Annotated in this window: 23 protein-coding genes and 1 riboswitch; of the genes, 6 read left to right on the top strand and 17 right to left on the bottom strand. The window is 55.5% G+C overall.

Translation table 11 applies throughout. The features are described from left to right. The first annotated feature begins 91 nt into the window (after positions 1-91). Positions 92-1,357, top strand: coding sequence for an MFS transporter (locus NR114_RS13870; protein WP_234529903.1), 1,266 nt, complete (start codon positions 92-94; stop codon positions 1,355-1,357). Between the two features lie 46 nt (positions 1,358-1,403). On the opposite strand, the gene NR114_RS13865 is transcribed toward NR114_RS13870, so the two are convergent. Continuing rightward, positions 1,404-1,829: a GNAT family N-acetyltransferase gene (locus NR114_RS13865; RefSeq protein WP_046372925.1), complete on the bottom strand. Its 426-nt coding sequence runs from the start codon at positions 1,827-1,829 to the stop codon at positions 1,404-1,406. 68 nt (positions 1,830-1,897) lie between these two features. Then, positions 1,898-1,999: riboswitch (TPP riboswitch) on the top strand. Positions 2,000-2,035: 36 nt separating this feature from the next. Between NR114_RS13865 and thiM the strand changes: the two genes are divergently transcribed. The 4 genes from thiM (at position 2,036) to NR114_RS13845 (ending at position 5,564) form a co-directional block, all read left to right on the top strand. Continuing rightward, positions 2,036-2,830, top strand: coding sequence for a hydroxyethylthiazole kinase (gene thiM, locus NR114_RS13860; RefSeq protein ID WP_234529905.1), 795 nt, complete (start codon positions 2,036-2,038; stop codon positions 2,828-2,830). After that, positions 2,827-3,627 carry a bifunctional hydroxymethylpyrimidine kinase/phosphomethylpyrimidine kinase gene (thiD, locus tag NR114_RS13855; RefSeq protein ID WP_046372927.1) on the top strand — a complete coding sequence of 267 codons (801 nt, stop codon included), beginning with the start codon at positions 2,827-2,829 and terminating at the stop codon, positions 3,625-3,627. Before thiM ends, thiD begins: the two co-directional genes overlap by 4 nt. An 85-nt stretch (positions 3,628-3,712) precedes the next feature. Further along, positions 3,713-4,171: an inhibitor of vertebrate lysozyme family protein gene (locus NR114_RS13850; protein WP_046372928.1), complete on the top strand. Its 459-nt coding sequence runs from the start codon at positions 3,713-3,715 to the stop codon at positions 4,169-4,171. Between the two features lie 358 nt (positions 4,172-4,529). Further along, a complete protein-coding gene (locus NR114_RS13845; protein WP_234529907.1) occupies positions 4,530-5,564 on the top strand; it encodes a methyltransferase in 1,035 nt (344 codons plus the stop codon). A gap of 57 nt (positions 5,565-5,621) precedes the next feature. Here NR114_RS13845 and gutQ read toward each other — a convergent pair whose 3' ends face one another. The 16 genes from gutQ to NR114_RS13765 form a co-directional block, all read right to left on the bottom strand. Further along, positions 5,622-6,593 carry an arabinose-5-phosphate isomerase GutQ gene (gene gutQ / locus NR114_RS13840; protein ID WP_020828113.1) on the bottom strand — a complete coding sequence of 324 codons (972 nt, stop codon included), beginning with the start codon at positions 6,591-6,593 and terminating at the stop codon, positions 5,622-5,624. Then, the gene (locus NR114_RS13835) at positions 6,586-7,359 is read right to left on the bottom strand and encodes a DNA-binding transcriptional repressor (protein WP_020828112.1); all 774 of its coding nucleotides are present in this window, start codon (positions 7,357-7,359) and stop codon (positions 6,586-6,588) included. The genes gutQ and NR114_RS13835 overlap by 8 nt, the downstream gene beginning before the upstream one ends. 83 nt (positions 7,360-7,442) lie before the next feature. Next, positions 7,443-7,799, bottom strand: coding sequence for a transcriptional regulator GutM (gene gutM / locus NR114_RS13830; protein ID WP_122080004.1), 357 nt, complete (start codon positions 7,797-7,799; stop codon positions 7,443-7,445). Between the two features lie 52 nt (positions 7,800-7,851). Beyond that, positions 7,852-8,631, bottom strand: coding sequence for a sorbitol-6-phosphate dehydrogenase (gene srlD / locus NR114_RS13825; protein WP_020828110.1), 780 nt, complete (start codon positions 8,629-8,631; stop codon positions 7,852-7,854). A gap of 10 nt (positions 8,632-8,641) precedes the next feature. Further along, the gene (gene srlB / locus NR114_RS13820; protein ID WP_020828109.1) at positions 8,642-9,004 is read right to left on the bottom strand and encodes a PTS glucitol/sorbitol transporter subunit IIA; all 363 of its coding nucleotides are present in this window, start codon (positions 9,002-9,004) and stop codon (positions 8,642-8,644) included. A 22-nt stretch (positions 9,005-9,026) separates the two neighbouring features. Continuing rightward, positions 9,027-10,004, bottom strand: coding sequence for a PTS glucitol/sorbitol transporter subunit IIB (locus tag NR114_RS13815; protein ID WP_020828108.1), 978 nt, complete (start codon positions 10,002-10,004; stop codon positions 9,027-9,029). A 15-nt stretch (positions 10,005-10,019) separates the two neighbouring features. Continuing rightward, entirely contained in the window at positions 10,020-10,568 is a 549-nt protein-coding gene (locus NR114_RS13810) for a PTS glucitol/sorbitol transporter subunit IIC (RefSeq protein WP_234529909.1), read from the bottom strand. 265 nt (positions 10,569-10,833) lie between these two features. Further along, on the bottom strand, positions 10,834-11,883 hold the full coding sequence (gene fbaB / locus NR114_RS13805; RefSeq protein WP_012146277.1) for a class I fructose-bisphosphate aldolase: 1,050 nt from the start codon (positions 11,881-11,883) through the stop codon (positions 10,834-10,836). A 205-nt stretch (positions 11,884-12,088) separates the two neighbouring features. Beyond that, the gene (locus NR114_RS13800; RefSeq protein WP_020828106.1) at positions 12,089-12,775 is read right to left on the bottom strand and encodes a GntR family transcriptional regulator; all 687 of its coding nucleotides are present in this window, start codon (positions 12,773-12,775) and stop codon (positions 12,089-12,091) included. Positions 12,776-12,920: 145 nt separating this feature from the next. Then, a complete protein-coding gene (locus tag NR114_RS13795) occupies positions 12,921-14,414 on the bottom strand; it encodes a mannitol dehydrogenase family protein (RefSeq protein WP_256814338.1) in 1,494 nt (497 codons plus the stop codon). Positions 14,415-14,468: 54 nt separating this feature from the next. Next, on the bottom strand, positions 14,469-15,758 hold the full coding sequence (locus NR114_RS13790) for an MFS transporter (RefSeq protein ID WP_020828104.1): 1,290 nt from the start codon (positions 15,756-15,758) through the stop codon (positions 14,469-14,471). Positions 15,759-16,111: 353 nt separating this feature from the next. After that, positions 16,112-17,128: a Zn-dependent oxidoreductase gene (locus NR114_RS13785; protein WP_256814415.1), complete on the bottom strand. Its 1,017-nt coding sequence runs from the start codon at positions 17,126-17,128 to the stop codon at positions 16,112-16,114. Positions 17,129-17,142: 14 nt separating this feature from the next. Beyond that, positions 17,143-18,357: a D-mannonate dehydratase ManD gene (gene manD, locus NR114_RS13780; protein ID WP_020828102.1), complete on the bottom strand. Its 1,215-nt coding sequence runs from the start codon at positions 18,355-18,357 to the stop codon at positions 17,143-17,145. Between the two features lie 212 nt (positions 18,358-18,569). Continuing rightward, a complete protein-coding gene (yegS, locus tag NR114_RS13775) occupies positions 18,570-19,487 on the bottom strand; it encodes a lipid kinase YegS (RefSeq protein WP_020828101.1) in 918 nt (305 codons plus the stop codon). A 473-nt stretch (positions 19,488-19,960) separates the two neighbouring features. Then, positions 19,961-21,313, bottom strand: a complete 1,353-nt coding sequence (gene yegQ, locus NR114_RS13770) for a tRNA 5-hydroxyuridine modification protein YegQ (protein WP_041414820.1) — start codon at positions 21,311-21,313, stop codon at positions 19,961-19,963. Between the two features lie 177 nt (positions 21,314-21,490). Beyond that, entirely contained in the window at positions 21,491-21,829 is a 339-nt protein-coding gene (locus tag NR114_RS13765) for a YegP family protein (protein ID WP_020828098.1), read from the bottom strand. Between the two features lie 354 nt (positions 21,830-22,183). On the opposite strand from NR114_RS13765, the gene NR114_RS13760 reads away from it, so the two are divergent. After that, positions 22,184-22,447, top strand: a complete 264-nt coding sequence (locus tag NR114_RS13760; protein WP_020828097.1) for an antitoxin — start codon at positions 22,184-22,186, stop codon at positions 22,445-22,447.

Here is a 22,447-nt window from a genome sequence, read left to right as displayed (position 1 = left end):
TAAATCACATATTCTCGCTGATGAGCGATCAACGCTCGTCTCATTATCGGGTAAACAACACCGCTTATTAATTATTGGCTGTGAGGGGACTATGTTAACTAAAAAAAGATGGGCATTATTTAGCTTGTTGGTTTTATGTGGAGGGACAATCTATAAATTGCCTTCCCTTAAAGATGCTTTTTATGTTCCGATGCAACAGTATTTTCACTTGAGTAACGGCGAAATAGGCAATGCCATGTCGGTTAACTCGATTGTGACGACCATTGGCTTCTTCTTATCAATCTATTTTTCCGATCGTCTGCCGCGACGTTTTACCATGTCGTTTTCGCTGATTGCTACTGGCTTGCTTGGCATCTACCTGTCCAGCATGCCGGGGTACTGGGGCATACTGTTTGTCTGGGCGCTGTTCGGCGTGACCTGTGACATGCTGAATTGGCCGGTGCTGCTCAAATCGGTGAGTATGCTGGGGGATAATACTCAGCAGGGGCGGTTGTTCGGCTTTTTTGAAACCGGGCGCGGGGTTGTGGACACGGTGGTGGCCTTTTCTGCGCTGGCGCTGTTTACCGCATTTGGTAGCGGCTACCTGGGTTTTAAAGTCGGCATATTGTTTTATTCGGCCATCGCCATTTGCGTAGGGATTATTATTCTGTTGGTGATGAAAGAAAGCCCAGAGGAAAAGTTACCCGCTAAAGAACAAACCCCTGTCAATAAAAAGCCTGGCATGGGCAGCGTATTGAAAAACAAAACGGTATGGCTGATTGCCTTCAGCGTTTTCTGTGTTTACGCGGTGTATTGCGGATTGACGTTCTTTATTCCTTTCCTGAGTCATGTCTATGCGCTGCCGATTGCACTGGTGGGTGCTTACGGGATCATTAATCAATACTGCTTAAAAATGGTGGGTGGACCGATTGGTGGTCTCATTGCCGATAAAGTATTAAAGTCTCCCAGCAAGTATTTATTCTATACCTTTATTATCAGCGCCATTGCGCTGGCGCTATTGATCCTGTTACCGCATGAACAAATGCCGGTTTACTTGGGCATGGTCTGTACGCTGGGATTTGGTGCAGTGGTCTTTACCCAGAGAGCGGTGTTCTTTGCCCCCATCGGTGAGGCCGGCATTGACGAAGAACATACCGGTGCGGCTATGGCACTGGGCAGCTTTATCGGTTATGCCCCGGCGATGTTCTGTTTTAGCCTGTACGGTCATATTCTCGATGCCTTCCCAGGACTGACCGGTTACAAGATTGTTTTCGGGCTGATGGGTATGTTTGCCTGTGCCGGGATCATAGTGTCGGGGCTGTTGGTCAGAAATATCCGCGCACGTGCAAAACTGACCCCGGCAGCTTCTGTCGCCTAAGCCGGGGGCTTTAATGAACGGGCACGGTTTGCGCTGTGCCCTTATTTTATTTTGCCGGGGAATGCAGCAGGTAATATTCTTCCCCGCCGTCATTGCCAGTAGTGATGATTCGCCAACCGTGCTTGTGGTAGAACGCCAGCGCCTTCTCATTCTTCACCAGGCATTTCAGCGAACCGGTGGCGGTAAAGGTCTGTTCCGCCGCTTGTAACAGAGCGCTGCCGACGCCGAGCGGCGGCAGATGCGGATCGACATACAGGTTGTGAATAAAGTTGTCCTGGCGATAAATCGACACAAATCCCAACCGCTTCCCCTGATCCTCCGCCACCCAAATATCTTCGCCCAGCGTTGAGCGATCGAAATCCTCCAGCCGGTAATCTTCGGTATCGCGCCACGGAAATGCCGCTTTGCGCGAAGCCAGATACAGGGTGCGCAGGAAGGGGCGATCGGCCTCTTGGTATTTTCTTATCTGCATGGCGCCTCCTTTTTATTTTTTGCCACTATAGCGCGATTGACCTCACCGGCGGCAACCCCAATAATGGCCGTCTTGACTCGGGGTGCCCTGCGCGATGTGCGGTGGCTGAGATTTTACCCGTATTACCTGATCTGGATTATGCCAGCGTAGGGAAGTCTCGGTGCCCCAACCGGTACCCGCCTTCTTGAACGCCGGTTGGGAGGAATATGCTCGCTCGACCTGATGTTTTCCCCGGCGCCCGCGCCGCGGCCTGTTTGACTCAATTTAAACGCCAATCGCCCCTGATCCATTGCCTGACCAACGAAGTGGTGCAGGAACTGACGGCTAACGTCCTGTTGGCGCTCGGCGCTTCGCCGGCGATGGTGGTGGAACCGACCGAAGCGGCGCAGTTCAGCCGACTGGCGGATGCGGTGCTGATCAACGTTGGTACCCTCAATGCATCACGCGCTGAATCCATGTTAGCCGCGGTGGAAGCTGCCAACGTGGCACAAACCCCCTGGACGCTGGATCCGGTAGCGGTCGGCGGGTTGGTCTATCGCACCGCGTTTGCCCATCGCTTGTTGGGTGAGAAGCCGACGGCGATCCGCGGTAACGCTTCTGAAATCATGGCGCTGAGCGGTCTGCAGGCTAACGGACGTGGCGTAGACAGTGCAGACGACTCGCTGGCGGCATTGCCGGCGGCGCGCGAATTGGCGCGCAGCAGCGGTGCGGTAGTGGCAGTAACCGGCGTTGTTGATTACATCACTGATGGCCAGCGTGACTGGGCGGTTACCGGCGGCGATGTGCTGATGACGCGGGTGGTCGGTACCGGTTGTGCACTTTCTGCAGTGGTGGCGGCATTTTGCAGTTTACCGGGCGATCGGCTCGATAACGTGGCGACCGCCTGCCGGGTGATGTCGCTTTGCGGTGAACGGGCCACGCGCCGTGCCGCCGGGCCGGGCAGTTTCACCCCGGCGTTCCTCGACGCACTGTATCAACTGCGCCCGGAGGAACTGCAATGAAACGCATTAACGCACTGACAATTGCCGGGACCGATCCGAGCGGCGGCGCCGGCATTCAGGCCGATCTAAAAGCTTTTTCTGCGTTGGGGGCCTATGGTGCCTCGGTGATTACCGCGCTGGTGGCGCAAAACACCCGTGGTGTGCAGTCGGTTTACAACATAGATCCGGCCTTTGTCGCCGCTCAGCTGGATTCCGTCTTCAGCGACCTGCGTATCGACAGCACCAAGATTGGCATGTTGGCCAACGCCGATATTGTGCAGGCGGTGGCGGAGCGTTTGCGCCATTATCAACCGTCGTTTGTGGTACTGGATACCGTGATGCTGGCAAAAAGCGGCGATCCGCTGCTGGCGCCGGAGGCGGTGGATTCGATCCGTCGTGAATTGTTGCCGCTGGTGTCGATCATCACGCCGAACCTGCCGGAGGCGGCGGCGCTGCTGGCGTGCGCCCCGGCGGAAAATGAGCGCCAGATGCGCGAGCAGGGCCGGGCGCTCCTGGCGATGGGGTGCCAGGCGGTGTTGATGAAAGGGGGTCACCTTAGCGAAAGCGAAAGTCCGGATTGGCTGTTTACGGCCGAGCAGGAGCTGCGGTTTACCGCGCCGCGCGTGGCGACCCGACATACTCACGGCACCGGCTGTACGCTGTCTGCCGCCCTGGCGGCGCTGCGACCGCGTCACGACGACTGGGCCGGAACGGTCGCTGCCGCCAAGGACTATTTGCAACAGGCCTTGCTGCAGGCGGATACCCTGGAAGTGGGGCACGGTATTGGGCCGGTACATCATTTTCATGCCTGGTGGTAAGCCAACTTTTTGCTACCCTTGTGGTCTGACTAGATCCAGACCCGGCTTGGGCCGGGTGCAACCGAATTATTCTAGGGAGAAGGCCATGACAGGACAAAACGCACTTCGCGGCGCCATCTTCGGCGCGTTACTCAGCTTCAGCGTGGGTGGTTTCGCTCAGCAGATCGTCACCACCTCGGACGTGATCCAACAGCCGGGTTACCAGACCAGTTGGCAAAATATGGTCAAAGGGCAGGCTCGCTTGCCGGGTTGGGCGCGCAAGGGGATGGGAACCTCCACGCCGGCGCAGAGCCTGAGCTGGAAAGGGCAGAACTATCTGGTGGGCAATCTGTGCAAGCCGCATGACTGCGCCAACAACTTTATGATAGTGGCGTTTAAGGAAGACAAATCACAGGCCTGGGCCGTGCGCGTTGAGGTGGCGGATAAGCCGGAAGCGGTTGACCATCCGAAGAAATACGCCAAATACCAATGGCTGGGTAAACCGAACGACGATATGAAGGCGTTGCTGAAACAACAGTTTGAGAATAATCCCGACTGGAAATAATCAGTTTTCGGCTGAATGCAGATGCCTTCAGCCGAATTTTTAAGGTATGTGTCTATTATTGAAATGAAATTTATATAAAATAAATCCTAGTGAGGAATGTATTGCTTCATCATGAATTAATTATCTAATTGTATCTATGCTTTATCATTTTGTTTTTCCTGTTATATATATTCCTTTGTCATTTAATTGGTTGCATGATTTATGGTTATTTTTGCCTGATAACCTTGTTGGATTTATGGTTTTATTTTATTTAGTGTCTATGATCTTGTTTGGCGAATTTATTTCACCTGAAATAAATAATCATTGTTAATTTTGCAATGGTGTCTGGGGTTAAATATCCAAACGGAGCATTATGATCATGGCAACTAATCACGTCACTCTTTCTGAAGATGAAAAAGCCTCTTTGTATTTGTTGGATGAAACGATGGGATTCACCGTGCAGGCCGCCTTGCGGGCTGCGGCTGAGCTGTGCGTGGCCGATCATCTGATCGACGGCCCCAAAACGGCCCAGGAGCTGGCAAGGAAGCTGGAAGTAAATAGCAGAATGCTGCATCGGGTCTTGAGTATTCTGGCATCGCGCAATATTTTTTCCGCGTCCGAAGACGGACGTTTCTCGCTTAACCCGGTAGCGCAATATTTACGTTCAGACTTGCCGGATTCACTGCGCGGCGGTGTAATGATGCTGACGGATGAAACAATGTGGCGTCCGTTGGGAAAATTGGCGGCAACGTTACGCGGCGAACCGGTATTTAAACAAATATTCGGCATGCCATTCTATGATTATTGGTCGCAAGAGGATATTCCTGACGCGGAAAATGATTTTCATATCGGCATGGCATCGATGTCGGCGTTGGAAAATAAAATTTTGATGCGTAGTTATAAATTCCCCGAGCATTCTACGGTGGTAGATATCGCCGGGGGATTTGGCGGATTGTTGCTGAGCGTATTACGCGCCAATCCGACGGTTAAAGGCATTCTTTTTGACCAACCGCAGGTATTGCCAAGAAACCGCCTTGGTGAGTTGGGTGATGATTCGCGTTGGGAAACCTGCGCGGGCAGTTTCTTTGAAGCTTGTCCGACGGCAGACTTTTATCTGTTGAAATTTATCGTCATGGACTGGGCCGATGAGCCGGCCAGTCGCATATTACGCACCTGTCGTAATGCGATGCACCCGCAATCGAAGCTATTGCTTATTGAACCTGTAATAGTGCCGAATAACACCGCCTGGGACAGCTGCCGGGAGCTTGATTTGGTTCTGATGGGCAGTTTTGACGGTGGGCAGGTGCGCACCGAAGAAGAACTGAAGGCGCTGTTGGCCAGCGCCGACCTGAAGCTGAACCGGATTATCGATACCGGTTGTTATTTGTCGATCGTCGAGGCTGTACCGAATTGATACCCGAGATGAATAGGCAAGGAGAAACCCGCATTGCTGCGGGTTTCTTCAGTTTAATTAGCCGATCCCGGCCTGATGCAAATCGTGCAGATTGATCGCGCCGACCAGCACGCCGTCCAGATTGACCACCGGTGCGGCACTGATATGCTGTTCATGCAAAGCTTCCAGGGCTTCCCCTGCGCGCCACTGCTCCGGCAAGCGATAGCCAGGGCGGGTAATGGCCGGGCTCAACGCATCCTGCAGGCTATTGCCTTTTACCAGCCAGCGGCGCAGGTCGCCATCGGTAAATACCCCCACCACTTTCTGCTGTGCGTCGCACACCGCGACTAACCCCAGCCCGGTGCGGCTCAGTTCGAGCATGGCTTCCATCACGTTGGCGCTTTCACTGACTTTCGGCAGACGATCGCCGGTGCGCATCAGGTGATGTACCCGGTTGAGCAAACGCGCACCCAGGCTGCCGCCCGGATGTGAACGGGCAAAGTCTTCGGCGTTGAAACCGCGCTGGCGCATTAAAGCCATTGCCAATGCGTCGCCCATCATCAGCGTATTGACCGCGCTGGAGGTCGGCGCCAAACCCATCGGGCAAGCCTCGCGTTCGACGCTGATGTCCAGCATGCAGGCCGCAGCCAACGCCAGAGGTGACTCTTTGCCGCCGGTGATGGCAATCACCGGGATGTTATTTTCCGCCAGCAACGGCAGGATTAAATCCAGCTCTTTGGCGCGGCCGGAATAAGAGATAAACACCACCACGTCGTCGGCGCCAATCATGCCGAGATCGCCATGCAGTGCTTCTGCCGGGTGCACGAAGAACGACGGAGTGCCGGTACTGGCCAGCGAGGCGGCAATTTTTTTACCGATGTGGCCGGATTTGCCGATGCCGGAAATCACCGCCTTACCCCGGCAGTTCAGCAGCAGTTCGCAGGCGCAGACGAAATTATCGTCCAGTCGCGCCAGCAGGCGTTGTGCTTCAGTCAGCTCAATTTCCAGCGTTTCGCGGGCAAAGGCCAGCAGGGCAGCGGCGTTACTCATCAAAATCTCCTACCAGAATGATATTGATCCCTTTCGCCTGCAATGCGGCGAGGTAATCCGGATTGATGTTTTTATCGGTGATCAGGGTATCCACGGCGCTCAGGTCGCAGACCACGTTCGGGCTTTTGCGGCCGAACTTTGACGAGTCCACCAGCAGGATAATGCGGCTGGCGGCTTCGCACATCGCCTTGCTGACGTTGTGCACTTCGTTAAAGGTGGTGACACCGGCATTAAGGTCCACGCCGTCCGCCCCGATAAACAGTTTGTCGAAGCTGAACTGCTGGAAAGCCGATTCCGCAAGGCTGCCGTGAAAGGACGCCGACTTTTTGCGATAGGTGCCGCCGGGCATCAGGATGGTTTGGTCGTTATCCAGCTCCACCAGCGCATTGACGATGTGCAGGCTATTGGTCATGACCGTGATGTTATTGAACTGCGCCAGATGCGGCACCATTTGCAGCACGGTGCTGCCGGCGTCGAATATCAGCGAGTCGCCGTCGTTGATAAGCCCAATGGCGGCATAGGCGATCTGGCGTTTCTTTTCGGTATTGATATGGGTTTTGCGATCGATAGGCTGATCGCCATCGTCGCGGCTGAGCACCACGCCGCCATAAGTGCGGATCACTTCACCTTCCTCTTCCAGCAGGGTGAGATCCTTGCGGATGGTGGTGCCGGTGGTGGCAAAGTGCGCTGCCAGGGCATCCACTGCCGTTTTGCCATGCCGCTGCAGATATTCAAGGATAGCGGCCTGCCGCTGCTTTGGTTTCATAGCCCGTCCTGTTCACAAGAGTTGCGCATTTCCCTTCGGCTAACAATTCAATATGAAAGGTAATGTCTTTTAATGTGAAAATATCATGATTTAGGGGCAATCGCTAACGATAGTGCAGTCTGGCATGCGGGATCCTCGGGGAAGATCACATCCGGGCGAAGATCGCGCTGATGCAGGCCGTGCAGCCGGGCGATAGGTTTCGGTTGGGCAAAAATGGTCAGGCCGCGCATTAACATGCTGCCGCAAACCCGCCGCTCGGAATCAAAGGCCAGCGCCAGCACCACCCGGGGTTGAAAGCGCCCGCCGGAACGCCCGACACCGACGGCACCCAGTCGGCACAGGCCGTCGAAGGCACGGTTGAAACGTTGGATCTGCCACCAGCCGAGGGCGATTTGCAGTAGCCAGGCCAGAACTGCGAAGGTGATCAATGCCTGAGTCATATAGCCTCCTGTTTGTTTTCCCTCTCCAGAAGGAGAGGGAGCGTTGACAAGATCAGAACATCACCTGACCGCCGGTAATGTTGATCGACTGGCCGGTGCAGTAAGAAGCCTTATCGCTGGCGTAAAACAGCAGGGTATTGAGCACGTCCTGATAGTCACATCCGCGTTTCAGCGGTACCTTGTCGGTGTAATACTTTTCAACCTGATCCGGCGCGATCCCCAGTTTTTGTGCGTACTGCGGCAGCAGCGACTGGAACATCGGCGACTTCAACAGGTTGCCCAGCATCAAGGAATGCACGGTAATGCCGTATTCCGCCAGATCGAGCGCCAACGACTGTGTCAGCCCCACGCCGCCGAACTTGGCGGCGCTGTAGCCCGAGTTGTGCTTGCTGCCGACCTTGCCGGATTTAGAGTTGATCTGAATGATACGTCCGGCAATGCCGTCGCGGATCATCAGGCGAGAAAACTCGCGGGCACAGAGAAAATAGCCCACCAGATTGACCTGCAGCGAGCGGTCGAAATCCCCCAGCGGGAAATCGGTGATCGGTGCCGCCTTGGCGATACCGGCGCTGTACACCAGCAGGTTGGCCGGGCCGAATTCATCGTCAACCGCTGCCGCCAGCGCAATCACGCTTTGTTCGTCGGTGGCGTCGGCCTGGAAACCACGCGCGCTGCCCGCGCCGTATTGGTCGTTAATCTGTTGTGCTACCTGCCGGGCGTTATCCGCGTTTAAATCGGCGACCGCCACGCGATAGCCCGCCTGCGCCAGACCCTGGCACAGAAATGCACCCAACGTTTGGCCACCGCCAATCACTACAGCTACTTCAGACATGGTTTACTCCTTATGCGATAAATTTCAGCGTGCTGCCCAGCGGGATATCCGCCGGCGTGGTGCCGGATACGTGGATCGAACCGGGGAATTCGGCCTGCGGCTCTCCGTCGAAACGTACGGTGAGGTGACCCAATTCACGCAGGTTTTGAGTGGCGACGTCACCGACGGCGGTGATTGGATAACGTTGCTCTGCCAGCTCCATCCACCCCCCGGCCTGCAATTCACCGGAAGTGTTGCCGTGCTGGTGGATGAAACAGAATTCTTCGATGTCTGCCGGTGCGCCTTCACGGAAGGTGATCAACATGTCATCTTGCAGCGCCTCGCGGGCGCAGTCGCCAATCTGGGTGATGATGGTCTGGAAAATGGTATTCATAACGGCTCCCTGGCAAACGAAGTTATTGGTAGATGAAGGCGGATGCGGCCCAGGCGATCAGCACCGTCGGTGCGCCGGTCAGGAAACGTCCGACCAATACCGAAGGAACGCCGACCCTAACCGTGTCCTGCTTGGCCTCCGCCAGCGACAGGCCGACGGGAATAAAGTCACAGGCGGCCTGCGCGTTAATCGCGAACAGCGCGGGCAGCGCCAGCTGCGGCGGAATATGGCCGAGGCCTATCTGCACCCCGACCAGCACGCCGATCACCTGAGCGATCACCGCGCCAGGGCCGAGGAACGGCGACAGCAGTGGGAAGGAGCAGATCAGCGCCAGCGTCACCAACCCAATCGGGCTGTTGGCCAATGGCGTCAGGCCATGGGCGATAAAATCCCCCAGGCCGGAAGCCATGATGATGCCGATCAGCGCCGAGACGAACGCCATAAACGGCAGTATGGTCTTCAGCACCGTGTCGATGGTGTCGCGCCCGGCCTGGAAAAACACCGCCACCACCGATCCCATGCCCATACCTACTTTGGCCAACAGGCCGTCGCTCTGCTCGGTGATTTTTTTGCTGGTGTCGTAATCCCGTCCCTTGGGTTGTGACGTGGCTGTCGGGATCTGATCGGTAGCCGCTTCCACCCGGCTTATGTTGCTATCACGCACGCCGGAGACGTAAATATCCTCGAGGATAAACTTCGCCAACGGGCCGGATTGGCCGGTAGCGTGAATGTTGACCGTCGGAATACGGCGCTTCGGGTACAGGCCGCAACGCAGGGTACCGCCGCAGTCGATCACCATGACGCCAATTTCGTCTGCTGGCGGTTCGCCTTCTTTAAAGCCATCGACGGCAGGCCAGCCGGTCAGTTCGCTAATCCGGTCGACGATCGATGGGCGGGTACCGGCAGTGATGTACACCACTTTTTTGCCAGGTTCGATCGGCAACGTTAATGGGCCACCCCAGCCGCTGGCGCCTTTCTCAATACGGATATAAGCACTCATGCTGCACTCCACGAATTAAAGTTGCACCTGGCGATCCAGGCAGATCCCCATCTTGCGTTCGAACAGGCTGGTGGTGAGATCGGTGATCCAGCCGCGGAAAAAGTTGGTGAACAGCCCGACCAGAAAATAGCTCACCGCCAGCGGCCCCAGTGGCAGGCCGAGGGTGGTCAACCCGCTGGCAATGCCGAGATAAACGAAGAGTTCGCCAGGGTTGATATGTGGGAACAGACCGTTCATCGAGTGGCAACTGTAGGACGCTGCCGCGTAGTAGCTGGGTTTATATTTCTCGGGCATAAAGCGCCCTAGGCTGAGGGTCATCGGGTTGCAAAAAACAAAGGTGCCGATCAGCGGCAGCAGCAGGTAACGAGAAACCGGGTTTCCCGCACAGCGCTGCGCCAAGCGTTCGATACGTTCCTGGCCTACAAATTTGATCAGCGCGTTCATAATGACCAACAGGCTGATTAACAAAGGTAAAATGCCCGTCACCATGCCGACAAACACTTCACCGCCTTTCTGAAACAGGCCGATAAACCATTCGGCTCCGTGGGTGATTAGCTCAATCATTATTATTCTCCTGTGATGGAAGGTATGGCCTGGAGCGAACGGCGGCTCTGTCGCCATGGGCCTTACACTAATCACTTTATGGATTCATTTGTTTTAAATAGATCACAATTCGAAAGATAAATATTTTATTGTGAAAGTTAATAATGAAAGAAAAATAACATTAAGCGGCGGGGGGAACAGAAAAGGGGAGCGGGGATCGGCAGAAAAACGCGACAAAAAAGCCCGGCGAACCGGGCTGGAGAAACGAACTGGGTGTGGCTTGGGATCAGGCGATGGTGACTTTCTTGTCCAGGTAGGTGTCCTGAACGGCATTGATCAACGCCACGCCTTCTTTCATCGATTTCTTGAACGCCTTGCGCCCCAGAATCAGGCCCATGCCGCCCGCGCGTTTGTTGATGACCGCGGTGCGAACCGACTCCTGCAGGTCATTCTCACCAGCGGCACCGCCGGAGTTAATCAACCCGGCGCGGCCCATATAGCAGTTGGCCAGTTGGTAACGCACCAAATCGATCGGGTGGTCGGTAGTCAGCTTGCTGTAAACGCGGTCATCGGTATAACCGAATTTCACCGCGCGGTAGCCGCCGTTGTTTTCCGCCATTTTTTGCTTAACGATATCGGCGCCGATGGTGGCGGCAATGTGGTTGGCCTGGCCGGTGAGATCGGCACTGGAATGATAGTCCACGCCATCTTTGTTGAACGCCGGGTTGCGCAGATAGGCCCACAGCACGGTGACCATACCCAGCTCGTGCGCGCGCTCGAAGGCGCTGGAAATTTCTTCAATCTGGCGGCGTGACTGCTCGGAACCAAAGTAAATAGTGGCGCCGACCGCAACCGCGCCCATGTTGAACGCTTGCTCAACGCTGGCGTACAGCGTCTGGTCGTATTGGGTCGGGTAGCTCAGGGTTTCGTTATGGTTTAGTTTGACCAGGAACGGAATTTTGTGCGCGTAGCGGCGCGAGACTGACGCCAGCACGCCATAAGTGGAGGCGACGCAGTTACAACCGGCCTCAATGGCCAGTTCGACGATATTTTTCGGATCAAAATACAGCGGGTTAGCGGCGAAAGAGGCGCCGGCAGAATGCTCAATGCCCTGATCGACCGGCAGAATAGACAGGTAGCCGGTGCCGGCCAGGCGGCCATGGTTAAGCAGGCTTTGCATTGAACGCAACACGGTGTTGGGGCGGTTGTTATCGATCATTATCCGGTCAACAAAGTCGGCGCCCGGCAGGTAGAGATTTTCAGCAGGGATGGTAGTACAGCGGTGTTGCAACAGGTCTTCCGCTTCCTTTCCTAACAACTGTGCAATATCAGTCATGATTAACTCCCGATTTAGCTTCTTCATACACCGGCAACCTAAGGTATCTGACCACCGGCGTAGCAAAAAGCGGTGATTGAAGCTGATAGAACGATAGTAATGAAATCCTGATGGCAAGGAGAAACAATAGATGCGATTGAGAGGAATTGCCATTTGCGTGGCCAAATACGTGGGGACGATCGCCCCACGGAAGATTTGTGGCTGATTATTCGACTTCAAACCACTCGGTATTTTGCATAGAGATAGGGGTAATGGAGTAAATCATCTCTTGCAGGTGTTCATGAATGGCGCGCTCGGCGGCGTCGGCATCCTGTGCTTTCAGCGCTTCAAAAATGCGGTAATGCTGTTGGATCAGGCTTTCCGGCGGCGAAACCTCGCTCAGGCTGAGAAAGCGCACCCGATCCATGGTGGCCTTGATGGTTTCGATGGTTTCCCAAGCCAGCGGGCAGTCGGCAAACTGGGTTAGCAACTGGTGGAACTCGTCGTCTAGAGCCAAAAACTCACGGGTTTGCCGATTTTGCGCCGCCAACGTCTGGCGATGCAAATTATGCTCCAGCGTCATCAGCTGCTCCGCCGTGATCCGTTCTGCGACACGACGAACAATCGCGCATTCCACTGCCTGACGAATAAAGCGCCCGTCGGCTACCCGCTTGGCGGAAATCTTCATCACGAAAGTACCGCGCTGCGGCAGGATCTGCACCAGTCCCGCTTCCGCCAGCTTGATAAAGGCCTCGCGCACCGGCTGACGTGAAACGCAAAAGCGGGTGGAGATCTCTTTTTCAGACAACAAGGTGCCGGGGGGAATAGTGCAATCGACGATATCCTTACGCAGGAACCGATAGATTTGCTGATTGACCGGGAGGTTGTTGGTAAGGCTGTAGGTTTCAGACATGGTGAAGATCGGTAATCTGGCTGAGATTCGGGTGCCACCATACTAGCAGATTATTCTTTGATGGCGGGCGGATTAATCCACCCACTTAATATGATAACTCAATGATGTCATTCGCTGGCCAGGGGCTTCGGCACAGTGACATCCATCATCGTGCTTCCGATGTGTTTTCGATGACGGGCAGCGCGGCAACGGTGGCTCGAGCCCCCTGCGCCAGCAGCGTAAGGTAGGCATCGGTCACCGCCTTGACGAACCGTAAGCTGTCCGGCAGATCGCGCCCAAACACCGTTTCAAGCTGCAGCAGCGCCAATACCCGTTCGGCGCCTTCGCGGCTGTTGCCGACCCGTTCGGCAAGACGTTCACGCAGGGGATCGTTGATTTCGATAACCTGACCCTGTTCGTCCTGGCCGCCGACGTAACGCATCCAGGCGGCAACCCCTAAAGCCAGGCAGCTAAAATCGCTGCCCTGTACCAGGTGCCAGCGGATGGCGTCCAGCAAACGCTGTGGCAGTTTTTGCGTGCCGTCCATGGCGATTTGTCCGGTGCGGTGCTTCAGCGCACCATTGCGATAGCGAGCCAGCAGCGATTCGGCGTACTGCGTCAGATCCACACCGCTGACTTGCAGCGTCGGCGCCTGTTCCGCCAGCATCAGATGGCGCGCCGCACGCACAAAATGCGCATCCTGCATGCAGTCGCTGATATGCGCATAGCCGGCCAAATAGCCCAGATAAGCCAGAAAAGAATGGCTGCCGTTGAGCATCCGCAGCTTCATTTCTTCGTAAGGCAGCACGTCGTGGACCAGTTCGACGCCGATCTTTTCCCACGCCGGACGCCCCTGTGGGAAGTTATCTTCTATTACCCATTGGCTGAAGGGCTCGCAGGCGACAGCGACCGGATCGACGATACCACCCAGTAAACCTTCAATCTGCCGCAGCGTTTCCGTCGTCATCGCCGGAACAATGCGGTCGACCATGGTGGAGGGAAAGGCGACATGCTGTTGAACCCACGCCGCCAGTTCCGCATCCTGTCGCTGCGCCAGTTGGCAGAGCAGGTTGCGGGTCACCTGGCCATTGGCCGGCATGTTGTCGCAGGACATCACGGCGAATGCCGGCAGCCCACGCTGACGACGTAGCCGTAGCGCCGCCAGCAGCAAACCGGGGGCGGACTTTGGCCGCTGCGGGTGGGCGATATCATGCTGAATGTCCGGATGTTCAGCCAGCAACTGGCCACTGGCGGGATGATAACAGTAGCCTTTCTCGCTGATGGTCAGTGAAACGATAGCGACCTCCGGCTGCGCCATGGTTTCAAGTACGGCTTCCAGCCCGTCGACCTGCAGATGCAGCGCTTGCCTGATAATGCCGACAACCTGACCTCGCCAGGCGCTGTCGTCCATTTCGGCCACCGTATATAACAGGTCCTGACGTTGTATATCGGCGATTTTTTGCTGGCCGTTGTGCATGCTGATCACGCCGTAGCCCCAATCGCTGGCGTGATCCTTTGCCAGACGCTCGGCGTAAATCGCCTGATGAGCCCGGAAAAATGCGCCAAAACCGAGGTGTACGATTCGTGGTTTTAGCCGTTGGCGATCGTAGCCTGGTGCTGCAATTGCCGCCGGTAGCGCGGCGGTGCTGGAAAGCGTCATGTTGTCGTTCCTGAAGAAGGGGAAAGCGGGGCGACCTTGGCCGCCCCTGAAGCATTAAGATTTCGAGATTTGCGGCTGTACGGTGTTGCGCGGTGCCTTGATCACCAACAGCACCAGCACTGCACCCAGCGCAGCCACGCCGCCTGCCAACATAAAGGCGCTGTCGAACTTACCGGTGTTTTGCACAATGTAGCCGGTCACGATAGGGCCAATGATGCCGGAAACGCTGCCGACCAAATGGATAAAGCCGCTGGCACCGCCGACCCGGGACTTATGCACCACGTCCTGAATAATCGCCCAGTAAATGGCGCCGGTGATGTACAGGAAGAAGATCGACACCGACATCAGCACCACCGCCGGTACTACGCTGCTGACGGTACCCGCCAGGGCCACGCAGATGGCCGCCGCCAGCAGGCTGGTGACCAGCACGATCTTGCGCGACAGCAATAGCTTGCCGGTGATATTGAAAATCTTGTCGGAGATATAGCCGCCGAGCGCCAGCCCGACAAAGCCGACAATCCACGGGATCATGGTGGTGAGGCTCATTTCCTTGATGTTCAGGTTATGCGCCTGAACCAGATAGGAAGGGAACCAGCTCAGGAAGAAGAACAGGATGTAGTTGTAGCAGAAGAAAGCGAACGCAGTGACCAGGATGATCGGCTGTTTCAGGTAGTAACCCAGCCCGTGTGCCGCGTTGCTCAGCTCTTCTTCCGCGCTGTGGGTTTCCTGTTTCATCCGGTTGACCAGCGCAAGTTCCTCATCGCTGACGCGTTTGCTTTTCGCCGGATTATCCGCCACCACGAAGAACCACACCAGCATCCAGACGATACCGATCGAGCAGATAATCATAAACGCCGGTCGCCAGCCGAACGCCAGTGCCAGATAGCCGACGATTGGCCCGGCGACGGCACCACCCAAAGGTGAACCGGCGCTGAGCAGCCCCATGGCGGTTGCGGCCTGTTTCTTCGGGAACCAGCCGTTGATCATCTTATTGGCCGAGGCGCAGATTGGCCCTTCCGCCATGCCGAACAGCACGCGCAGGATCAGCATGGAATAGAAACCGGTGGCTAATGCCGTCATGCCGCAGAAAATCGACCACAGGCCAACGGCGACACCGAGCACCAGCGTCGGGCCGAACTTGTCTACCGCCAGCCCGCCGACAAAGTTGAAGATGGCGTAACCGAAGAAGAAGCTGCCGAAGATGATGCCGAACTGTTCGGCATTCAACATCAGATCCTTCTCGATCATCGGCACGGTAATCGACAGCGCAACGCGGTCGAGGTAGTTGATCATGTAGACCATAAACAGCAGGAACACTATGGTCCAACGCAGGTTTTTAAACATAAAATCACTCCACTTGGTATAGGCTGTGTCCCGTCATTGTCCGTGGCGCCGTCGCAGACCCAAAGGCCCGTAATCAAGGCGGAGGGTGCTGGGCATAGTGGGCCTACGTTCAAGCCCGACAACACAGAGTACGGGTCTTTGGGGCGCGACCCGGAGGGCTGGGGCCATTCGAACGCGCGCGTGTATTGCATGCTGCTTATTTGGCCTGCCAAACCTCACAGCTCGCGCCTTGTTGCGCGTTCAAATGACCACCAGCGGCGTTCACGTACAGTGACGAGGCGCAGCCTGGCTTAATTGCGAAGCTTCATGGTTGAAGAGGGCGCTTCCTGCCTCCCTCTGCCCTGGTAAATTCATCAGTCAAATTGCAGTAACACCTTGCAGCAGGTGCGCTGATCTTGTTCGAACATCAGCATCGCCTGCTCAACCTCGCTGGCCGACACGCAGTGGGTAATTAATCGTTGCGGATCGATTTTGCCGCAGGCCATCCAATCGATGACCTGCGGGAAGCGCCCGCTGTTTAGGCGTGAGGAGAAAATCGACAGCTCCTTACTGGTGATGCTTTGCTGGGTCAGGGTGCAGGCCTCGCCGGAGAAGCCCATGATGCCGATACGTGCCGCCGGTGATGCCAGGTTAATCGCCTCCTGCAAAATGGCCGGATGGCAGGCGGCGTCGACGATCAGCGTCGGCCGGAGTCCGCGCCGCTCCAACTCGGCTTCCAGCGAGCCTTCAGCGTTATTGAAGGTCCAGTCGGCACCGTTTTCCTGCGCCATCACCAGGCGCTCACTGATGCGGTCGGTCACGATCACCTGCTTTACGCCGTAGACCCTTTTCAGCGTTTGGATCACCGTCAGCCCCATCGGCCCGGCGCCGTAGATCAGCGCGATGTCATCGGCGGTGGGTTGCAGGTGGGCGGTGATATTGGCGCCAATGGTGAAGGGTTCGACCATGGCGGCATGGCGATCGCTGATGCTGTCCGGGATGCGGTAGGCATTGCGCGCCGGGGCGCAGGCGTAGTCGCTGAATCCCCCGTCGCGGTGTACGCCAATTACCTGCAGCTCGGTGCAGACGTTAGGGCGGCCTATAGAGCAAGGGTAACAATGCCCGCAGCTGACGACCGGATCGACCGCAACGCGTTCCCCGATGCGTTGCGGATCGACATCGCCCCCCACTTGGTCAATGACGCCAAAAAACTCATGCCCGATGACGCGCGGGTAGCGAGCGAAAGGGTTATGGCCATGGTAGATATGCACATCTGAGCCGCAAATACCGGCGAACTTTATCTTCACCCGCACTTCGTTGGCTGCCGGCTGCGGCAAGGGGCGTTGCTGGATAACCAGTTGGCCTGGTTTTTCAATGACCACGCTTTGCATGGTGCGTTCTTCTTTTACCAGTTCCATAAGGTGCCATCCTCCAGGCGTGCGACCGGCAGATAAGCCGGTTCATAGGGATAACGGGCCGCCAGTTTTTCATCGAACTCGATACCCAGCCCCGGCTTGTTGCCCGGATGCATGTAGCCGTCGTTGAAGCTCCAGCTGTGCGGGAATACTTCGAGCATCTGTTCGGAGTAGCCCATGTATTCTTGTACGCCGAAGTTAGGGACCCACAGATCAAAGTGCAGCGCCGCCGCCATGCAGATAGGGGACAAATCGGATGGCCCGTGTGAACCGGTACGTACCTGATACAGCGAGGCAAAGTCGGCGATACGGCGCATGCCGGTAATGCCGCCGGCGTGGGTCAGGGTGGTACGGATATAGTCGATCAGCTGTTCTTCGATCAGTTGCTTGCAGTCCCAAATACTGTTGAAGACTTCGCCGACGGCGATAGGGGTCACGGTATGCTGGCGGATCAAACGGAAGCATTCCTGATTTTCTGCCGGGGTCGGATCCTCCATCCAGAACAGGCGGTATTGTTCAATGCTTTTACCGAAGCGGGCGGCTTCGATAGGGGTCAGCCGGTGGTGCATGTCGTGCAGCAGGTGTTCGTCGAAACCAAAACGGTTACGTACTGCTTCAAACAGCTTGGGGGTGAAATCGAGGTATTTTTCCGTTGACCACAGCTGTTCTTCCGGCCAGTTGCCTTTGGTGGCGGGTTCATAAGCCAGGCCTTTGCCTTTGGCCATGCCGTAGGTGGTTTTCATGCCAGGCACACCGCATTGGGCACGAATGGCTTTAAAGCCCAACTCTTTATGTTTGGCGTAGTCGTCGAGCACTTCGTCGATGGAATGGCCGGTGGTGTGGCAGTACACCATGACGCCGGTACGCGATGCGCCACCGAGCAATTGGTACAGCGGCATATTGGCGGCCTTGCCCTTGATGTCCCACAGCGCCATGTCTACGGCAGAGATGGCGGACATGGTGACAGGCCCACGGCGCCAGTAGGCGCCTTTATAGAAGAACTGCCATATGTCTTCGATCTGATGGGCGTCCCGGCCGATCAACTGCGGACAGACATGATCTTTCAGATAGGACGCCACCGGTAGTTCACGGCCATTAAGCGTGGCGTCACCGATGCCGGTAATGCCCTCGTCGGTAGTGATCTTCAGCGTGACAAAATTCCTGCCTGGGCAGGTCACAAATACCTCTGCGTTAACAATCTTCATAACGTCTTTATCCTGTTCCCACGGGTCATCATATTGGACGGAAAATACGCTATGAACTAACTACCATACAAGTATGATTTAAAGAATTTGCCGGAGAGGATCACATTTCGATGCGGAATAAAGTGCAGGCGACAGGCGGTAAATTATTTGGGATAAAGGGGCTGATGCTATGACGAGTGGCGCTCAGCCTTGCCGGTGAGCGCCATAGACGGTTATTCGGGGGTAGGGCCTTGACCCAGCAGCCCGCAGTTTGGCGGTAGGCGACATTCAATGGCATGCGGCAACACTTCAATGCGAAAATGCTTGCCCTTCAGGGGTTCACCGTCGAGGTTAAAGGTCATCTCGTGCGGGGCCTTGATCTCCAACCATGGCAGTGCGGCGCTGATGACGTTTTTGTTTTCTTCATCGTTAAACAGGCTGGCTACCAGCGCCGGCAGTAGTTCATCCGCGATCAACAGGCGCAGTTGCAGCAAGCCGTCGTTAATCAGCGCGTCCGGGCAGAGTTGCTGACCACCTCCGGCCTGTTTGCCATTGCCGATGCCGATGACCAACGCATTGCCTGCCCAGTGGAAATCCGGCCCGCGGATCTCGCAGCGGTCGGCCTTGAGCGTATCCATGCGCAACAAACCGTGGATAAAGTAGGACACGCCACCCAGCGCCGCCTTCAGCTTTTCTGGTGTTTCGGTGGTGATGCGTGTGCCGAATCCGCCGGTTGCCATATTGATGAAATAGCGTTCATCGTTCACTTTCGCCAGGTCTATTGGCACCGCGCGGCCTTTTACTGCCAACCGCAATGCCTGTTCCGGCATCAAAGGAATGTTGCAGGCCATGGCAAAGTCATTGGCGGTGCCCAGCGGCAGAATACCCAGTACCGGGCGCCCGGCCGCCGGCAAGGCCGTTAGCGCCGCAGCCACTTCGTTGATGGTGCCGTCACCACCGCCGGCAATCAGCGTTTTAACACCCAGTTGGCAGGCTTCCCGTGCGTAACGCGCTGCGTCACCCTGTTCCCAGGTTACGCGAACGTGAAGAGGCTGGCCTTCATCTCGCAACTTTTGTACTGCAAGGCGAACCTCGTCGTTGCCGGCGCCTTTGCCGTTAATGATAAGAAGCGCTGGTGCTGGTGAATGCATTCCCGATATCTCCCGGCTGTAAACTATAGGGCAACGATAAACTACCCATCGGCGGCAGGCCATCAGAATATTCAGTTAATTCTGATTAATCCTGACCTGGCAGAGATTATTTCTGCAGGATTGACTTAAATTAAGATATATCCGTGGGCAAGTTAGTGGTTTTTGTTAATGCATTAATTAATCGTTGTAGCTTTATTTTTATATCGCCATGACAACAGGGCGTAATGAAAAATAGGCAAGTCAGTGAATTGAAAGCTAATGGATATATTAGATAGGGTTATTTCACGACAGCAAAGAAAAAGCCAGTCCAAGGGAGATTGGACTGGCTAAGGAGGTGGTTCCTAGTATTGCTATGCAAATCTTTTTCGTTCTTAGTTTTAAGCAGCCTGATGTTAACCAAGCTGCGGAGTAATTGATGTGATCCAATTCTAATATTTGCTAAAAAATGCCATTAAAGGATCGCTCCCTGCATTTTATGCCGCAGGAGTATTGGTATCCGGCAAATTTCGGATCAGCAACGCGTAATTGAGATCGATATCTTGCGGGATCGGCAAATAAACGATATGGCCGTTACCCGGCGCCACGTCGATCGCTTCACCTTTCTTATTTTGCATGCTCTCCAGGGTAAACAAGACGTTACCTCCTGGGGTCATCATTTCTACGCTGTCGCCGAGCAGGAATTTGTTTTTCACGTCAACTTCAGCCCAGCCGTCACGCCGTACCCCGGTGAATTCGCCGACAAACTGTTGGCGCTCAGACAGCGATGAACCGTAATCGTAGTTTTGCTGCGCTTCATGTACGTGACGGCGCAGGAAGCCTTCGGTGTAACCCCGATGTGCCAGGCCTTCGAGCGTGGTCAACAGAGTGGGATCGAAAGGCTTGCCGGCGACGGCGTCATCGATAGCGCGACGATAGACCTGCGCGGTACGCGCGCAGTAGTAGAAGGATTTGGTGCGGCCTTCAATCTTCAGCGAATGCACACCAAGTTGCGTCAGGCGCTCCACGTGCTGGATGGCGCGCAAATCCTTCGAGTTCATGATGTAAGTGCCGTGTTCATCCTCAAAGGCGCTCATGTATTCACCCGGTTTCTGCGCTTCGGACAGCATGAACACCTTGTCGGTGGGGGCCCCGATGCCCAGCGTCGGCTCGACGGTCTGCACCGGGATCGGTTCATGCATATGCACGATGTTGCCGGTCTCGTCTTCTTTACCTTCTTCCGCTTTGTACTGCCAGCGGCAGGCGTTGGTGCAGGTGCCCTGATTAGGATCGCGTTTGTTGATATAGCCGGACAGCAGGCAGCGGCCGGAGTAGGCCATGCACAGCGCACCGTGGACGAAGATTTCCAGTTCCATCTCCGGCACCTGGGTGCGGATTTCTGCGATCTCTTCCAGCGACAGTTCACGCGACAGGATCACCCGCGTCAGGCCCATTTGCTGCCAGAATTTTACCGTCGCCCAGTTTACCGCATTTGCCTGTACCGACAGGTGGATATCCATCTGCGGGAAGGCTTCACGTACCATCATGATCAGGCCGGGATCGGACATGATCAGCGCGTCCGGACCCATGTCGATCACGGGTTTAAGATCGCGCAGGAAGGTTTTCAGCTTGGCGTTGTGCGGGGCGATATTCACTACCACGTAGAAGCGTTTTCCCAACGCATGGGCTTCGTTAATTCCCTGCGCCAGATTCTCGTGGTTGAATTCATTGTTACGTACCCGCAGGCTGTAACGCGGCTGGCCTGCATAAACCGCGTCGGCGCCATAGGCAAAGGCGTAACGCATGTTTTTCAGCGTGCCGGCTGGGGAGAGGAGTTCCGGTGTAAACATAATGAGTCTCGGTCTGATTTCAGGTCAGTACCACACCACCAAATGGCGCAGTAAAAGCGGGGAATTGTAGCCGCAGCGCGGCGAGAAATCAGCAGGTAACCGGATTTATTACAGGGAGATTGATCCTGGTCATAAGAAAAACGCGCGATGGCGGGCATCGCGCGCCTTACAGATGCATTAAGCGCTCAGATCGCGCACGTCGGTGGCTGGACCGTTTTTGATCACCGACTGAATACCGTTCTTTGCCGCAGTTTCAGAGCTGTACATCTCACTGACGCCGATCACCTGATGGTTTTTGGCTTTCAGCACGAAATAAGGCTGATTGCTGGTGCTGTGCTTGAGTTCGTACTGTGCTTCGTGGGGGGAATTGGTTTGCACCGAGGCAATGCCATTCTCCGCCGAGGCCTTGCTGGCGTACATCTCGCTGGCCAGAATGATTTCGCCATTGCTGGCTTTCAGGTTGAAGTGGTATTGCCCATTCTTTGCTTTTTTCAGCTCATAGTGACCGATTGCCATGGTTCTTCTCCTGTGGGTTCCGATTAGTGATGTAAGTGTAGCCAATGGCTTGAAATTGAGCGGCTAATAAACCGGACTTGAGAAGGGTAGCGCAAAAAAAACGCCATTTTTTTGCGCTGACAGGGAGTTTTGTGCAGCGGATACTGCTGTAGCACGGGAAGCTAACGGGGGATTGTCATGCCGAAAGTTTGCGCAGCCCGCCGCATTCTTGAGCACGTAGTCTTTCAACCGTAACCTGGGAAGGCTAGGGTGAGGCCGTTGCATTATTATTGCGGTCAAAAAATAAGCGCCGCATATTGGCATCTCCCCTCAACAGGCATATGCTTAGGCCTATGCCTGTTGAGGGGGATGGAAATGGAAAGGGTCGCGAAACTGTTTAAAAACGGCAGAAATCAGGCGGTGAGGTTACCCGTGGAATTCGAATTTGATACAGATCGTGTGTATATCCGCCGCGATCGGGAGGGAAACGTGATTTTATCTAAATATCCGGCCAAACCTGACAGCTGGGCTCCGCTGCTGCAAATGATCGAAAAAACGCAGGTACCGCATGACTTTCTGGCGGCTGATGAACGTCAGCAGGGCAGTGCCACCCGCGATCCGTTCGCCGGGGAAGAGTAA

This window comes from Serratia sp. Ser99, assembly GCF_024519545.1.
Taxonomy (GTDB): domain Bacteria; phylum Pseudomonadota; class Gammaproteobacteria; order Enterobacterales; family Enterobacteriaceae; genus Serratia; species Serratia liquefaciens.
Note: the sequence above shows the minus strand (reverse complement) of the source record. Positions and strands in the feature narration are given on the sequence as shown.

Coding starts and splice junctions, on each gene's coding strand:
- NR114_RS13870 (WP_234529903.1), top strand. CDS start 92: ATGTTAACTAAAAAAAGATGGGCATTATTTAGCTTGTTGGTTTTATGT.
- NR114_RS13865 (WP_046372925.1), bottom strand. CDS start 1,829: ATGCAGATAAGAAAATACCAAGAGGCCGATCGCCCCTTCCTGCGCACC.
- thiM (WP_234529905.1), top strand. CDS start 2,036: ATGCTCGCTCGACCTGATGTTTTCCCCGGCGCCCGCGCCGCGGCCTGT.
- thiD (WP_046372927.1), top strand. CDS start 2,827: ATGAAACGCATTAACGCACTGACAATTGCCGGGACCGATCCGAGCGGC.
- NR114_RS13850 (WP_046372928.1), top strand. CDS start 3,713: ATGACAGGACAAAACGCACTTCGCGGCGCCATCTTCGGCGCGTTACTC.
- NR114_RS13845 (WP_234529907.1), top strand. CDS start 4,530: ATGGCAACTAATCACGTCACTCTTTCTGAAGATGAAAAAGCCTCTTTG.
- gutQ (WP_020828113.1), bottom strand. CDS start 6,593: ATGAGTAACGCCGCTGCCCTGCTGGCCTTTGCCCGCGAAACGCTGGAA.
- NR114_RS13835 (WP_020828112.1), bottom strand. CDS start 7,359: ATGAAACCAAAGCAGCGGCAGGCCGCTATCCTTGAATATCTGCAGCGG.
- gutM (WP_122080004.1), bottom strand. CDS start 7,799: ATGACTCAGGCATTGATCACCTTCGCAGTTCTGGCCTGGCTACTGCAA.
- srlD (WP_020828110.1), bottom strand. CDS start 8,631: ATGTCTGAAGTAGCTGTAGTGATTGGCGGTGGCCAAACGTTGGGTGCA.
- srlB (WP_020828109.1), bottom strand. CDS start 9,004: ATGAATACCATTTTCCAGACCATCATCACCCAGATTGGCGACTGCGCC.
- NR114_RS13815 (WP_020828108.1), bottom strand. CDS start 10,004: ATGAGTGCTTATATCCGTATTGAGAAAGGCGCCAGCGGCTGGGGTGGC.
- NR114_RS13810 (WP_234529909.1), bottom strand. CDS start 10,568: ATGATTGAGCTAATCACCCACGGAGCCGAATGGTTTATCGGCCTGTTT.
- fbaB (WP_012146277.1), bottom strand. CDS start 11,883: ATGACTGATATTGCACAGTTGTTAGGAAAGGAAGCGGAAGACCTGTTG.
- NR114_RS13800 (WP_020828106.1), bottom strand. CDS start 12,775: ATGTCTGAAACCTACAGCCTTACCAACAACCTCCCGGTCAATCAGCAA.
- NR114_RS13795 (WP_256814338.1), bottom strand. CDS start 14,414: ATGACGCTTTCCAGCACCGCCGCGCTACCGGCGGCAATTGCAGCACCA.
- NR114_RS13790 (WP_020828104.1), bottom strand. CDS start 15,758: ATGTTTAAAAACCTGCGTTGGACCATAGTGTTCCTGCTGTTTATGGTC.
- NR114_RS13785 (WP_256814415.1), bottom strand. CDS start 17,128: ATGCAAAGCGTGGTCATTGAAAAACCAGGCCAACTGGTTATCCAGCAA.
- manD (WP_020828102.1), bottom strand. CDS start 18,357: ATGAAGATTGTTAACGCAGAGGTATTTGTGACCTGCCCAGGCAGGAAT.
- yegS (WP_020828101.1), bottom strand. CDS start 19,487: ATGCATTCACCAGCACCAGCGCTTCTTATCATTAACGGCAAAGGCGCC.
- yegQ (WP_041414820.1), bottom strand. CDS start 21,313: ATGTTTACACCGGAACTCCTCTCCCCAGCCGGCACGCTGAAAAACATG.
- NR114_RS13765 (WP_020828098.1), bottom strand. CDS start 21,829: ATGGCAATCGGTCACTATGAGCTGAAAAAAGCAAAGAATGGGCAATAC.
- NR114_RS13760 (WP_020828097.1), top strand. CDS start 22,184: ATGGAAAGGGTCGCGAAACTGTTTAAAAACGGCAGAAATCAGGCGGTG.